The following is a 13,734-nucleotide window of genomic DNA, read 5'->3' on the forward strand; positions in this document are numbered from 1 at the left end:
TCCCCATCGACGATGATGACTGGGAGCGCTCCCAAACTGTGCGGCGGCGGTCCACTCTTGTCAATCACCCAATACGACCCGCACGCGACTCCTCTTCGCCGTGTGCGAGGCTTGGCCGACTACTCGCAGCCGTGGTTCCCCCGGCGTGCTGATTCGGAGAGATGATTCGTGGTCGAGATCGTGCCCGGTGTGTCGCGGACGTTCAATGAATTCCTGCTCCTGCCCAATCGGACGACCGCCGAGAGCACGCCCGACCGGGTCGACCTCGGCACGCCGCTGGTGCGGCACGCGGTCGGCGGCGCGGCGGCGATCAGGCTGTCCGCGCCCTTCACCTCGGCGATCATGCAGGCGGTCAGCTCGCCGCAGCTGGCCGTGGCGCTGGCCAGGTCCGGCGGCCTGAGCTTCCTGCACCACAACCAGTCCCTCCAGGACCAGGTCGACGCGGTGCGGTTCGTCAAGAACTTCAAGGCCGGTTTCGTCGTCAGCGACACGACCGTGCGGCCCACCGACACGTTGCGGCAGCTCGTCGCGCTGATGCGGGCGACCGGGCACAACACCGCCGCGGTGACCGAGGACGGCTCGTCCCACGGCCGGCTCGTCGGCCTCGTGACGTCGCGCGACTTCCACCCCGACCGGCACGACCTGGACCTGCCGGTCGCCGAGCGGATGACCACCGTGGACGGCCTCAGGTGCGGCAAGGAGGGCATCACCCTCTCCGAGGCCAACACCCTGCTGTGGGAGGACCGGCTCGACTGCCTGCCGGTCGTGGACGGCGCGGGCCGGCTCCAGCACCTGGTGTTCCGGTCGGACTACGCCGACCACAAGCAGTTCCCCGGCGCGGTGGTGGACGCGGCGAAGCGGTTCCGGGTGGGGGCGGGCGTGAACACGCACGACTACCGCGAGCGCGTCCCGGCGCTGGTCGCGGCGGGCGCGGACGTGCTGTGCCTGGACTCCTCCGACGGCTACAGCGACTGGCAGGCCGAGGCGCTGCGGTGGGTCAAGCGGGAGTTCCCGGAGGTGCCGATCGGCGGCGGCAACGTCGTGGACGCCGAGGCGTTCACCTACCTCGCCGAGGCCGGCGCGGACTTCGTCAAGGTCGGCATCGGCGGCGGCTCGATCTGCATCACCCGCGACCAGAAGGGCATCGGGCGCGGCCAGGCCAGCGCGGTCATGGACGTGGCCGGGGCGCGCGACGCGTACGCCCAGCGCACCGGCGAGTACGTGCCGATCTGCTCCGACGGCGGCCTGCTGCACGACTACCACATGGCGCTGGCGCTGGCGATGGGCGCGGACTTCGTGATGATGGGCCGCTACTTCGCCCGCTTCGACCAGTCGCCGGGCAAGAAGGTCCGGATCGGCGGCTCGGTGTTCAAGGAGTACTGGGGCGAGGGTTCCAGCCGGGCCCGCAACTGGCAGCGCTACGACCAGGGCGACGACCGGCTGCACTTCGAGGAGGGCGTGGACGGCTACGTGCCCTACGTCGGCGACCTGGGCGACGCGCTGGCGATGACCGTGGCGAAGATCAAGGCCACGATGGCGTCCTGCGGCGCGGCGACGATCCCCGCGTTCCAGCGGACGGCCCGGGTGACCCTGGTGTCGGAGCAGAGCTACCAGGAGAACGCGGCGGCCGTCGCGATCCGCGACACCACCGACACGACGCTGGCGTGACGGGTCGGTGGCGGCGTCGCGCGCGGCGCCGCCACCGACCTCGGACCGGGTGTCAGAACGCCACCGAGTAGCTGTTGGACCGGAAGTCCATGCCGCCGGACGACGACGTGATCTCGAAGCCGAACTGCACGTCGCCCACGGTCACGTCGCCGTACCAGCCGCGCTGGTTGATCCAGCGCAGCACCGCGAGCACGTCGACCGTCCCGGAGTTGGTGTTGCTCGTGCGGACGAACGAGAACACCTGGTTGGACCCGTTCGAGCCGCGGTGCACGTCCCAGGTGTGGCCGCCGACCGACACCGTGGTCTCGCGACCGCCGATGGGGCCGACCGGGCCCTGCTTGTTCATCCAGATCATGATCTCGTAGGCGTAGTTGTCGGCCCAGATGTCGTACGCGGTGGCGTAGGCGCCGCTGCCGGGCCTGGTCACGTTGAACGAGCTGGACAGCCGGCTCAGCGAGCTGAGCCTCCGGTTGACGTCGCGCGACGAGTGCGGGTAGGACTTCACGCCGCCGGTGTTCGGGTGGTTCGCCCACACGCCCCAGTTGCCGTACGAGTTCGCCCAGATCGTCTGCGGTCCCGCGCCGCCGCCCCACACGTTGTTGCGGACGGTGTACCCGCCGTTGGACCAGGTGCCCCACTTGTCGGTGGAGGACCACGTCGCGGCCTGCGCGGACCCCGCGTACCCGACCAGGAGACCGACGATCGCGACGACCACCGCGGCCGACCGCACCCTGCGCACCATTGACCACTCGTTCCCGGGCGTCGACGCCCATTCCGGCGCGCCGTGCCGATCGGTGACGAAAGCGCGCGAGGTCGGTTCCCGGCGGCGGTGAGCCGAACTGTGGCACGCGCGCACCCGGCGGTCAACCGCGCAATCCCCGTTCGAATGAATTCGAAGCGATTCGACGCATTCATTCGAATGATTTCACCCGCTGAGCGGCGATCGCGGTGGAACTCCGGGCCGGCCCCCTCCCCGAAGGTCCCGCCTCACGGCCGACGGGCGGCGAGCGCGGCGGCGATTCCCGGCTCCCGCGCGGGGAGGTCGGACCTCGAACCGCCACTTCACCGGTGCAGCACGTCGATCGGTGGAGGGAGAGCGCGATGAACGCGCGGTGGGCGGTTCCGGGGGTCCTTCGGCACGACAGGTCGGCGGTGCCCGAGCACCGGTCCTTCCTCGTGGTCGACACCGTCGGGTCGGGGCGCTGGGACGACCCCACCCGGCTGCGCGCCTGCGCGCTGGTGCGGGAGGTGGTCCGCGCGGCGTTCCGCGCCGCGGGCGTCGCGTGGTGGCGGCTGGCGGTCGAGGACCGGGGCGACGGGCTGATCGTGCTCGCGCCACCGTCGGTGTCCAAAGTGGACCTGATCGACCCGGTGCTGCCCCGGCTGGCCGAGGGGTTGCGCCGGCACAACGCTTCGACCGACCCGGCGGCCCGCGTCCGGTTGCGCGTCGCGGTGCACGCGGGCGAGGTCATCCGGACCGCGTTCGGCTGGGTCGGCGCCGACCTGAACCGGGTCTGCCGGCTGGTCGACGGCGCCCCGCTGCGCCGCGAGCTGGACCGGCGGCCGGACGCGGACCTGGCGCTCGTCGTCTCCGACGTCATCCACGACGGCGTGGTGCGGCACGGCTACCGCCGGATCGACCCCACCCGCTACACACCGGTCCGGGTGGTGCTCAAGGAACTCGACGCGCGGGCGTGGCTGCACGTCCCGGAGCCGCGGCCGCTCGACGGCCGACCAGCCGACTAGCCGGCGACGTCCCGGCACGGCAGCTCGAAGAACCAGTTCGCCGGCTCGTGGTCCAAGCGCCCCACCGGACCGCCCGCGGCGCACTGCACCCGCGCCCCCGCCACGCTGTCGTCCCACGGCACGCCGGTCAGCACCGGCCGCACCGCGCGCAGGTGCAGGACGACGCTCGCCAGCACGACGAGGGCGATCACCACCCGGCCGCCCACCACCGCCAGGCGCTCCCACCGCCGGGTCGGCACGGCGTCGAGGCCGACGGCGATCGCCGCGAACAGGAACAGGCACGGCGCGACGCTGTAGCGCTGACCGGCCAGCACCACCTCCGGGTGCTGCACCTGGAGCACGGCCGCCCAGTTGGCGGTCAGCGACACGACGATGACCACCGCGCTGAGGCCGACGCCGAGCAGCACCAGCGCCCGGCCGGCCCGGCTGCCCCACCGCAGGCCCGCCACCACCGGCGCGGCGGCCAGCAGGAGCGCGAGCACGATCGGCAGGTTGCCGTACCCGGGGTAGACGCGGGCGACCTGCTCGGACCCGGTGAACGCCACCACCGGCACCCGCAGCAGGCTCGCCAGCGCCACCTGCACCGGGTCGACCACGTCGTTCGAGTACGGCGTCCGCTCCGCGAACAGCATCGTCACGCCCTGCGCCAGCGCGCCCGCCAGGAAGGCGACGGGCACCTCCCGGCGCGGCAGGGCGAGCCGGAGCAGCGCGACGGGCGCCAGCACGAACACCAGCGGGCTGGACACGGCGGCCAGGAAGACGAACGCCGCGACCGGCAACCGCGGCGCGTCACGCCACAGCAGTGCCCAGAACACCCCGTAGAGCAGGAACCAGTGCAGGTTCGTCATGTTGTTCAACGGCTCGGAGTTGCCGGCGGGCAGCACCACCACCAGCGCCGCCAGCGCGAGCCGCAGCGGCGTCGAGCGCAGGTACGCGCCGGAGGCCGCGAAGGAGATCAGGGCTACCACGGCGCGCAGCACCGCCGCCGAGACCGCGAACCCGGCGGCGGTCCACTCCAGCGGCAGCAGCGCGACCAGCTCGGCGACCAGCCGGGGGAACGCGTGCAGGTAACCGCCGTAGGGGTCGACCAGGTTCGCGAACCCGGGCGAGGTCACCGCGTCCACCATGAACCGCGCGCCGTCCTCGGCCCACAGGTGGTCGAGCCGAGCCCGGCCCGCCGGCGACAGGAGCAGGAACGTGAGCGCGGCGACGAACCCGAGCAGGTAACCCGCCCCGGTCCGCGCCCTGGCGGTGGTCGGGCTCGCGGTGCTCGGGCCTGTAGCGATCGGGCCTGTAGCGATCGGGCCCGTGGTGCTCGGGCCCGTGGTGCTCGGGCCTGCGGCGGTCGGGCTAGCAGCGGTGGTCGAGCCAGCGGCGGTCGGGCGTGCGGCGGTCGGGGGCAGCACGGCCTCGGCGAACGCGCGCAGCCGCGACCCGCCGGTCCTCGGCACGCCCTCGTCGGTCACCGTCACCGCAGCCGCCCTCCCCCACGCCCGTGGACCGGTCACCGAAAGTACCCGACCTGCGGGATCAGCCCGCGACCAGCTCGGACCGGCGCTCGTAGCGGGCCCACTGCGCCGCCGTCACGTCCGTGATCGGGGACGAGTTCAGCGCCGCCACCTCGGCCGAGCCGACGATCCACAGCCCGCCGTCGAGCACCAGCCCGACCGCGCCGTCCGGCGCGCGCACCGCCTGCGCCCCCGCGGGCACGCGGACCGCGACCGGCAGCGGCTCGACCACGGCCGGTCGCTCCTTCAGCACGCCGCGGGCGAACTTCTCGGCCACCGAGCGGCGTTCGAAGCGGACCACCTGGCCGCCGACCACCACGTCCGCCGTGTTCTCCGGTGACGGGAAGGCGAAGCCGTCCAGGGCGCTCGCCTCGGCCGCCGTGGCGCAACCGCGCAGGCCGACCGCGTCCAGGCCGAAGTGCCGGATGGCCGTCGGCGCGCCCGCCTCGCCGATCACGGTCGCGCGCAGCACGTCCAGGGACACCCGGCCGCACGGGTCGCTCCGGCTGATCGGCGCGTGCCCCTCGGCGGTGCGCACCAGGCCCGGCCCCTCCCGCCACACGCCGGGGATGAGCACCGGGTCGAACGGCTGGCGGGTGAAGTCCTCGTTCCAGAAGGTGATGGTGGTGCCCGCGTCGGTCTCGTGGGCGATGGCGAACGCCGAGGCGGCGTCGATCCACATCCAGTCCGCGCTGAACGCCTCGACCACCGAGCGGGTGCGCGGCTGGTGGGTCGTCGCCACCGGGACCATCCCGGCGTCGGTCAGCGCCTCGACGCCCGTGCCGAAGAAGGGGTCGCGGGAGCGGAGCACGTACTGGCCCGCGCCGTTCGGGTGCGAGACGCGGCCGGTGGTGTCGGTGAACATCAGGTAGAACCAGCCGTCGACGTGCACGGCGGACTGCTGGCCCGCGCCGTAGGTGTTCTCCCGGATCACGTCGTTGGCCGGCACGACGATCGCCTGCCCGCCGCCCGCCCGGGTCCAGTTGACGCCGTCCGGGCTGGTCGCGACCCCGACCGAGCTGCCGTTGGCGTGGTTGTCCCGGGACGCGCCGGTGTAATACATGTAGTAGGTGCCGCCGACGCGGATCACCGACGGGTCGCACACGTGCATCGCGTCGAACCCGGTGTAGCTGCCCGAGAAGACCGGCGTCGCCACGCTGAACGCGCCGTCCAGCGCCGACCCCTCGCTGTGCAGGACGTCGTCGCCACCCGGTTCGGCGACCCCCATCTGGCTGCACCACCACGCGCGCAGCCGACCGTTCTCGCTGAGCACGGACGGCGCGTAGTTGTACGGCGCGCCGCCGACGCCCTGCACCACGACACCGGGGCTCTCGCGCGGCTGGTCCACCGTGAGCGTGAACTTCTGCGGCGGAGGGGGCGGCGTCGACGTCGAGGGCGGCGCGGACGAGGTGGTCCCCGGCGGCGGAGCGGAGCTGAGCGCGCCGCTGGCGGCCGACTCCTGGCACGCCGTGACCGCGGTCACCAGCACGGAGGCAGCGAGCAGCACGGACAGTCGCCGGGTCGGGGGCACGCGGCTCACTCTAGTGGCCACCGGTCCACCGAGGACCGAAACGTCCGGATCGCCTATTCCAGCGCTAGGATAGCCTGGTGCTGACCGACGGCGAGCTGACCGTGCTGGGCCTGCTCCTCGAACAACCCCGCCACGGGTACGACCTGGAGCGGGTGATCGAGGAGCGCGGCGTGCGCAACTGGACCGCGCTCGGCTTCTCCTCGATCTACTACGTGCTCGACAAGCTGGCCAAGCGCGGCCTGGTCGAGCCGACCGGCCCGCCGCCGTCCGGGAAGGCGCGCAGCACGTTCCGCGTCACGCCGGAGGGCCGTGACCTGTGCCTCGCCGCCACCCGGGACGCCCTGGAGGAACTGACCCCGGCGCACGCGCGCGTGCTGATCGCCATGGCCAACAGCCCCGCCCTGCCGGACGCGGAGGTCGCGGCCGGGCTGTCCCGTCGGCTGGACGCGGTGCGGGACCGGCTCGCGGAGGTCCGGGCGACCCGGTCCCGGCAGGAGCCGCTGCCGCCGGCGGCGTCGGCGATCTTCGACTACGGCGAGGCCCTGCTCAGCGCGGACATCGGCTGGACCGAGCGCGCGCTCGGCTCGTTCATAGAGGAGGACGCGGTGGAGAAGTACGACGTCAAGAAGGCGCACAAGGAGCTGTACGCGCCGCCGTCGACCGACTTCACCGCGGTGGAGGTGCCCGAGTTCCGGTACATCGCGGTCGACGGCCGGGGCGACCCCAACGAGTCGGCCGAGCACGCGCACGCGGTGGAGGCGCTGTACGGGGTGGCCTACGCGCTGAAGTTCACCTCGAAGAAGGAACTGGGTCGCGACTTCGTCGTCGGGCCGCTGGAGGGGCTGTGGCGGGCGGACGACCCCGCCGACTTCGTCACGCGGCGCAAGGACGCGTGGGAGTGGACGATGATGATCAGCCGACCCGACTGGATCACCGACGACCTGGTCCGGGCCGCCGTCGAGCAGGTCGCGCGGAAGAAGGACAACCCGGCGCTCGCCGCGCTCCGGCCGCTCACCCTCACCGAGGGGACGTGCGTGCAGATCCTGCACGTCGGGCCCTACGACGACGAGGGCCCCACGCTGCGCCGACTGCACCACGAACACCTGCCCGCCCACGGCCTGACCTTCAACGGCGACCACCACGAGATCTACCTCGGCGACCCCCGTCGCACCGCCCCCGCCAAGCTGCGGACCGTGCTGCGGCAACCGGTTCGACCCGCGGAGGTTTGAAGTTCGGCGAACCGGGGAACCGGTACGTCGCCGGCGACCGCCGGCGACGTGGTCCGCGGGTGGTGTTGCCGCGTTGCTCGAGGGGCGGAATTGAGTCTGCATCTTGCCGGTGACGGTGTGGTCGTGTCGCTCAAGCGGCTGGAGTCCGCTTCGGTGCTGGTCGTGCGGGGGTGCGTGGACGCCGGGTCGGTCCACGTCCTGCGGGAGCAGGTGAACACGGCGTTGGGGGGTCCGGAGGACGTGGTGGTGGACCTCAGCGACGTCTCCTTCTTCTCGTCGGCGGGCGCGATGGCGCTGGCGTCGGCGGGCAAGCGGGGCAGGTTGCACGTGGTCGTGACCCCGGTGATCCGCGAAGTGCTGCGCAAGGTGGGCGTGGCCGACTCGCTGGACCTGCACGACTTCCCGGCGGAAGCCGAGGAGGCGGCCGCCTCCGCGCGTCCGCTGCTGCTCGTCGGCTGACGCCCCGGCCCGGCCGCGCCACCCCGGCGCGGCCGGGCCGGGAATTGTCGGTGCCCCTCGCTAGCGTTGATCCCAGTTCACGCGAAGAGGGAGCGAGCCCATGTCTGCCACGACCTACCTGGAGCTGTCCGAAGCGGGCGGTGGCGCGCACAAGTTCTACGAGGTGCGGGTCGCCGACACCGAGGTCACCATCACCTTCGGGCGCATCGGGGAGCAGGGTCAGGTCCGGCACGCGACGTTCGCCGACCACGCCAAGGCGGTCAAGGCGGCCGAGAAGAAGATCGGCGAGAAGGTCCGCAAGGGCTACGCGCCCGCCGTCAAGGGGGCGCGCGGGCGCCGGGCGGTGAGCAGGCGGCAGATCGTCAGCACCCGGTCCACCGCCAACCAGGCGCCGGTGCTGTGGCGGTTCGCCTCCGGCGCGCCCGCGTTCGGCATCTTCATCGGCGAGGACCACGCCTGGGTCGGCAACGAGAAGGGCGACGTCTACACCCTCACCCACGACGGCCGGGTCACCGGGCGGTTCGGCCTGCCCGACGCCGTCAAGTGCATCGTGGCCGACGACTTCTGGATCTACGCGGGGTGCGACGACGGCCAGGTGTACGACCTGGGCGCGAAGGTGCCCCGGGTGGCCTACGAGATCGCCGACGACGTCGACATCTACTGGCTCGACATCCACGACGGCGTGCTCGGCGTGTCCGACCGGCAGGGCCGGGTGACGGTGGTGGACCACGAGGACGAGTTCCAGTGGTCGTGCCCGTCCACCGGCGACGGCGGCTGGATGGTGCGCTGCTCGGACGAGGGCGTCTTCCACGGCCACTCGCGCGGCGTCACGCACTACACCGGTCGTGGCCACCGGGCCTGGCACGCCGACACTGCGGGCGAAGTGCTGTTCGGCTGGCAGGAGCGCACCGAGGTCTTCGCGGGCACCAGCCGGGGCCGGGTGCACCGGTTCGCCAAGGCGGACGGCCGCGAGACGGCCTCCTACCGCTGCGACGCGGCCGTGTTCTCCTGCGCGACCTCGCCCGACGGCGAGTTCGTCTTCGCGGGCGACAACCAGTCCTCGGTCTACTGCTTCGCCGCCGACGGCACCCGGCTGTGGAAGCTCGCCACCGGCTGCGGCTCGGCGTACTCCATGCAGTACCGCGACGAACGGCTCTACCTGGTGACGACGGACGGCTCGCTGGCGTGCCTGGACGCCAGCCCGGCCGCCGTGCGGGCGGCCGAGCAGGGTCAGCTGCCCGCGCGCCAGGACATCAAGGCGGGGCACCTCGACCGCGTCGAGCCGACCGCCGAGGTCGAGGTGGTCTCGCACGTCGCGCCCGGCGAGGGCGTCGTGGTCGAGTGCGTGCAGGAGGGCGGCCGGGTCCGGGTCCACGTCGTCTCGGACGGCTACCACCGCTCGTGGGGCGTGCAGTTCCCGAAGAACATCCGCGTGCCCGGCGCCCGCTACCTGGTCTCCGAGGTGGTCACGTCGGCGGGTGGCTCGTTCTACCGCACCCGCGGCGAGATCAAGCGCCTCCGCTGAGCCGGTGGTGGCGGCGCCGTCACCACCTCCAGTGCTGACTCCGGTCACCCGGCGCGCAGGCCGCCACCCCGACCGCCTCCAGCGGCCCCCGGCCGGTCAGGCACTGGCCGGGGTGGGCGGCGTTCTCCAGCAGCCGGGAGCCGTCCGGCCGCGGGTGCGCCACCCAGGACTGGCTCGGCGCGCCGATGCACTCCAGCACCAGGACCTCCGCCGAGGGCGCCGTGAGACAACCGGCGGCCTGCCGGCTGGTCACGGTGAGGTACTGCCCGTCGTCCGACGTGTGCACCCGCCACTCCTGCTCCGGCCCACCGGACCTGGGCCGCAGCTCGACCACCCCGCCGGCGGCGTCGACCGACAACGCCATCCCCGGCGTCCCGACGCTGCCGATCACCACCTCGTCGGAGGCGAAGGCGGCGGGCCCGGGCACGGCGGCGGTCAGGGCTGTCAGCAGCAGTGCGGCCAAGGCCGTCGGCAGTGCTCGCATGGTGGTCCTCCCCCTGCCTGGATGTCGCACGAACCCATTACCGCACACCACAGCCATCACGATCGGGCGGTTGTGCCGCCCCGTGCGGTGACGGTCGGCGCGGCCCTCGACCCGACGCCAACGCCGACAACTGTGCCGCTCGTCACGTGAAGTCACGAACCGGCACCCGGTCTCCATCTCGTGGTCATCACCGACGAGCGAGGGGAACGGGAACGATGAGCGCACACCACATCGTGGTCCTGGAAGCTGGTTACGCGGGCACGGCGGCGGCGGTTCAGCTCGCGGCCCGGCTCAAGGGGCGCGACGGCGGCGGAGATCGCCGAGCGGCACCCGGAGCTGACCGTCGTGCTGCTGGGGCGGGGCGAACCCGGTGCGACCATGGCGGCGAAGCCCAGGGCGTACCTCCAGGGCGCGCTCGACCGCTTGGGCGTGGTGGTGCGCGCCGGTGTCGAAGCGGTCCGGGTGCTGCCGGACGGCGTCGCCCCGGCGGGCGGGGAGCACGTCGCCGCCGACGTGGTCCTGTGGACGGGCGGCACGCGGGTGCCGTCGCCGGCCGCCGGGCTGACCGTCGACGAGCGCGGGCGCGTGGTCACCGACGCCGTGCTGCGGTCGGCGTCGCACCCGGACGTGTACGCCGTGGGTGACGCCGCCGCGATCCGCCAGGGCTACGGCGTCTTGCACGGCACCTGCCAGGCGGGATGCCGACCGGTGTGCACGCCGCCGTGTCGATCGTCCGCGCGTTGCGGGGCAAGCGCCCCAGGCCGTTCCGCTTCGGCTACCACCACACGCCGGTCAGCCCGGGCCGGGCTGACGCGGTGGTGCAGTTCACGCGTCCCGACGACAGCCCCCGCCGCGGTCGGCTTCGACTTCGACGGCGACGGCCGGATCACCGCCCTCCACAACGTGGCCAACCCGGACAAGCTCGGGGCGGTCGGCGGAGGGGTGGCGCACGACGTCCGGACGCGGTGAGCCGGACGTGACCCGCCCGGCCGATTGACCGCGGTCCGGACCACCCCCACGCTGAGTGAGAGCGCTCTCACAGCACGGTCCCGGTCGAACCTGGAGGACGAGGCGCATGCGCGGACTGCTCGCCCTGACCCTGGCGGTGCTCACCGCCGCCGGCCTGCTCACCGCCCCGGCTGCCGTCGCGACCACCCCGGCTGCGGCCCTCGCGACCAAGAAGGGCGTGAGCGTCAACAACCACCCCGGCGTCACCGCCGCGCTCACCGACGTGCGGGCCGGCTGGTACTACACCTGGGCGTCCGACACCCAGGGCGTCACCACCCCGCCCGGCGTCGAGTTCGTGCCGATGATCTGGGGCGCGGGCGCGGTGACCGACGCCCAGCTCGGCCGGGCCAGGTCGCTGGGCACCACCCTGCTCGGCTTCAACGAGCCGGACATGGCGGGCCAGGCGAACATGTCGGTCGAGCAGGCGCTGTCGCTGTGGCCGCGGTTGCAGGCCACCGGGATGCGGCTCGGCGCGCCCGCCGTCGCGTTCGGCGGCGACCGGGCGGGCGGTTGGCTCGACCGGTTCATGAGCGGGGCCGCCGCGCGCGGCTACCGGGTCGACTTCATCCCGCTGCACTGGTACGGCAGCGACTTCTCCACCGCCGCCACCGGGCACCTCCAGAGCTACCTCCAGGCCGTCCACAACCGCTACCGCAAGCCGATCTGGCTCACCGAGTACGGCCTGATCGACTTCACCGGCCCGCAGCCGAGGTACCCGGACCAGGCCAGGCAGTCCGACTTCGCCCGGCGCTCCGGCGCCATGCTCAACGGCCTGCCGTTCGTCGAGCGGTTCGCGTGGTTCTCGCTGTCCACCCGCACCACCCCGACCGGCCTCTACGACGGGACCACGCCCAACGCCACCGGCGTGGCCTACCGATCCCTCGCCTGACCCCGGAGGAGCGATGCGCAGGTTCCTGGCCGCCGCGATCACCGTGATCGCCGCCCTCGCCGTCGTCACGCCGGTCTCCGCCGCCGCTGCCGACCACACGGTCACCTTCGTCAACCGCTCCGGCCGCGCGGTCTGGGTCGGCAGCACGGTCAACGCCGACGGCTCCCGCGCGCTGACCGGCCTGCCCACCCTGCGCGACGGCCAGTCCGCGACGATCACCATCCCGGAGTCGGCCGCACCGGGCCACTGGCGCGGCAAGTTCTTCGCCCGCCAGGACTGCGCCGGCACGGCCGGCAGCACGTTCCGCTGCCGGGTCGGCGACTGCGGCCCGCTGCCCGACCGCTGCACCACGGGCGAGCGGCCGGCGAGCCTGGCGGAGTTCAACTTCGACCGCGGCGACTGGCTCGCGCCCTGGTACAACGTCAGCTACGTCAACGCCTTCTCGCTGCCGATCACCATCGAGGCGCGCGACGGCGTGACGCCACCGGGCTCCACCGAGTGCACGGCGGTCGGCTGCCCGGAGGACCTGCTCCCCCACTGCCCGCCGGAGAACCTGACCCGGTGGGCCGACGGCAGGCCGATGCTGTGCACCAACCCGAACCGCGACGCCAGGACCGCCTACAGCGACGCCCTGTCCTCCCGCTGCCCGAAGGCGTACGCGTGGTCCCGCCACGACACCGAGCCGGGCAACCAGGTGGTCCGCCAGTGCCGCCAGTGCACCGGCTTCACCGTCACCTTCCACCCGGTCGCCTGACCCCGACCGCCTGACCCCGACCGCGACATCACCGGAAGCGACGAGCGGACAACCCGCTCACCAGGCCCGGCCGGGCGCGATGATGGACCGCGATGAGTGCCGACGCAGCGTCGAGACGGCCGCGGGGCGCCCGGCAACGGGGCGCACCCGCGGTCGGCGTGCCGCTGAACGCCGTGGAGGACCCGTTCGCCCTGGAGGTCCACCGGCCGGTCGCGCTCGACGGCGCGCACGGGCTGCCCGAGCTGACGACCTACGTGCCGCGGGCCCACGACCACCGCTTGGCCGGGCTGGTCACCCAGGCCGCCGACGGCGCCGGCGCGATCGCGGTGCTGGTCGCCGAGTCCTCGGCGGGCAAGACCCGGGCCTGCTGGGAAGCCCTCGCCCCGCTGCGCGCGGCCGGCGGCTGGCGGCTGTGGCACCCCGACCCCACCCGCCCCGACGTCCTGCTGCGCGAGCTGGACCGGGTCGCGCCCCGCACGGTCGTCTGGCTCGACGAGACCCAGAACTACCTGGACACCCGGGACGGCCAACGCGTCGCCGCCGCGCTGCGCGCCCTGCTCACCGACCGGGACCGCGCGCCGGTGCTCGTCCTGGGCACCCTGTGGCCGCGGCACCACGACGCCCTCACCCGCGAGCACGGGTCGCCGGTGCGGAGCCTGCTGGACGGCGCGGTCGTCCCGGTGCCCGCCGCCTTCACCGACGTCGACCTGGTCGCCGTGACCCGCGCCGCCCGCACCGACCCGCGCCTGGCGTGGGCGGTCGAGCACGCCGCCGACGGCCGCGTCACCCAGCACGTGGCGGGCGGACCCGAGCTGCTGACCAGGTTCCACACCGCGCCGCCCGCCGCCAGGGCCCTCATCGAGGTCGCGATGGACGCCCGCCGCCTCGGCCACGACGCCGCGCTGCCGCTGCCGCTGCTGCGCCACGCCGCGG

Annotated in this window: 13 protein-coding genes; 8 read left to right on the forward strand and 5 right to left on the reverse strand. The window is 73.5% G+C overall.

The window, feature by feature from the left end:
• The first annotated feature begins 168 nt into the window (after positions 1–168).
• Positions 169–1,668: an IMP dehydrogenase gene (locus tag AB0F89_RS34695; protein ID WP_367130286.1), complete on the forward strand. Its 1,500-nt coding sequence runs from the start codon at positions 169–171 to the stop codon at positions 1,666–1,668.
• A gap of 52 nt (positions 1,669–1,720) precedes the next feature.
• On the opposite strand, the gene AB0F89_RS34700 is transcribed toward AB0F89_RS34695, so the two are convergent.
• Positions 1,721–2,410 carry a hypothetical protein gene (locus tag AB0F89_RS34700; RefSeq protein WP_367130288.1) on the reverse strand — a complete coding sequence of 230 codons (690 nt, stop codon included), beginning with the start codon at positions 2,408–2,410 and terminating at the stop codon, positions 1,721–1,723.
• 359 nt (positions 2,411–2,769) lie between these two features.
• On the opposite strand from AB0F89_RS34700, the gene AB0F89_RS34705 reads away from it, so the two are divergent.
• Positions 2,770–3,414: a hypothetical protein gene (locus AB0F89_RS34705; RefSeq protein WP_367130290.1), complete on the forward strand. Its 645-nt coding sequence runs from the start codon at positions 2,770–2,772 to the stop codon at positions 3,412–3,414.
• Here the strand turns inward: AB0F89_RS34705 and AB0F89_RS34710 are convergent.
• Positions 3,411–4,886: a hypothetical protein gene (locus AB0F89_RS34710; RefSeq protein ID WP_367130291.1), complete on the reverse strand. Its 1,476-nt coding sequence runs from the start codon at positions 4,884–4,886 to the stop codon at positions 3,411–3,413. The two genes, AB0F89_RS34705 and AB0F89_RS34710, sit on opposite strands and share 4 nt — an antisense overlap.
• Positions 4,887–4,944: 58 nt before the next feature.
• On the reverse strand, positions 4,945–6,453 hold the full coding sequence (locus AB0F89_RS34715) for a beta-xylosidase (protein WP_367130292.1): 1,509 nt from the start codon (positions 6,451–6,453) through the stop codon (positions 4,945–4,947).
• Positions 6,454–6,530: 77 nt separating this feature from the next.
• On the opposite strand from AB0F89_RS34715, the gene AB0F89_RS34720 reads away from it, so the two are divergent.
• The 3 genes from AB0F89_RS34720 (at position 6,531) to AB0F89_RS34730 (ending at position 9,666) form a co-directional block, all read left to right on the forward strand.
• Positions 6,531–7,682 (forward strand): GyrI-like domain-containing protein, encoded by a 1,152-nt coding sequence (locus tag AB0F89_RS34720; protein ID WP_367130293.1) that lies wholly within the window; start codon positions 6,531–6,533, stop codon positions 7,680–7,682.
• Between the two features lie 123 nt (positions 7,683–7,805).
• Positions 7,806–8,141, forward strand: coding sequence for an STAS domain-containing protein (locus AB0F89_RS34725; RefSeq protein ID WP_367130294.1), 336 nt, complete (start codon positions 7,806–7,808; stop codon positions 8,139–8,141).
• 100 nt (positions 8,142–8,241) lie between these two features.
• Positions 8,242–9,666 carry a WGR domain-containing protein gene (locus tag AB0F89_RS34730; RefSeq protein ID WP_367130295.1) on the forward strand — a complete coding sequence of 475 codons (1,425 nt, stop codon included), beginning with the start codon at positions 8,242–8,244 and terminating at the stop codon, positions 9,664–9,666.
• A 19-nt stretch (positions 9,667–9,685) separates the two neighbouring features.
• Here AB0F89_RS34730 and AB0F89_RS34735 read toward each other — a convergent pair whose 3' ends face one another.
• On the reverse strand, positions 9,686–10,150 hold the full coding sequence (locus AB0F89_RS34735; protein ID WP_367130296.1) for a ricin-type beta-trefoil lectin domain protein: 465 nt from the start codon (positions 10,148–10,150) through the stop codon (positions 9,686–9,688).
• A gap of 345 nt (positions 10,151–10,495) precedes the next feature.
• Between AB0F89_RS34735 and AB0F89_RS34740 the strand changes: the two genes are divergently transcribed.
• The 3 genes from AB0F89_RS34740 to AB0F89_RS34750 all read left to right on the forward strand — a co-directional run bounded on the left by AB0F89_RS34740 (position 10,496) and on the right by AB0F89_RS34750 (position 12,801).
• A complete protein-coding gene (locus AB0F89_RS34740; protein WP_367130297.1) occupies positions 10,496–11,119 on the forward strand; it encodes an FAD-dependent oxidoreductase in 624 nt (207 codons plus the stop codon).
• 106 nt (positions 11,120–11,225) lie between these two features.
• On the forward strand, positions 11,226–12,047 hold the full coding sequence (locus tag AB0F89_RS34745; protein ID WP_367130299.1) for a glycoside hydrolase family protein: 822 nt from the start codon (positions 11,226–11,228) through the stop codon (positions 12,045–12,047).
• A 13-nt stretch (positions 12,048–12,060) separates the two neighbouring features.
• Positions 12,061–12,801 (forward strand): thaumatin family protein, encoded by a 741-nt coding sequence (locus AB0F89_RS34750; RefSeq protein WP_367130301.1) that lies wholly within the window; start codon positions 12,061–12,063, stop codon positions 12,799–12,801.
• A gap of 505 nt (positions 12,802–13,306) precedes the next feature.
• Here the strand turns inward: AB0F89_RS34750 and AB0F89_RS34755 are convergent.
• Entirely contained in the window at positions 13,307–13,660 is a 354-nt protein-coding gene (locus AB0F89_RS34755) for a hypothetical protein (RefSeq protein WP_367130303.1), read from the reverse strand.
• Positions 13,661–13,734 lie beyond the last annotated feature (74 nt).

It is taken from the genome of Saccharothrix sp. HUAS TT1 (genome assembly GCF_040744945.1).
In the GTDB taxonomy this organism is placed as follows: domain Bacteria; phylum Actinomycetota; class Actinomycetes; order Mycobacteriales; family Pseudonocardiaceae; genus Actinosynnema.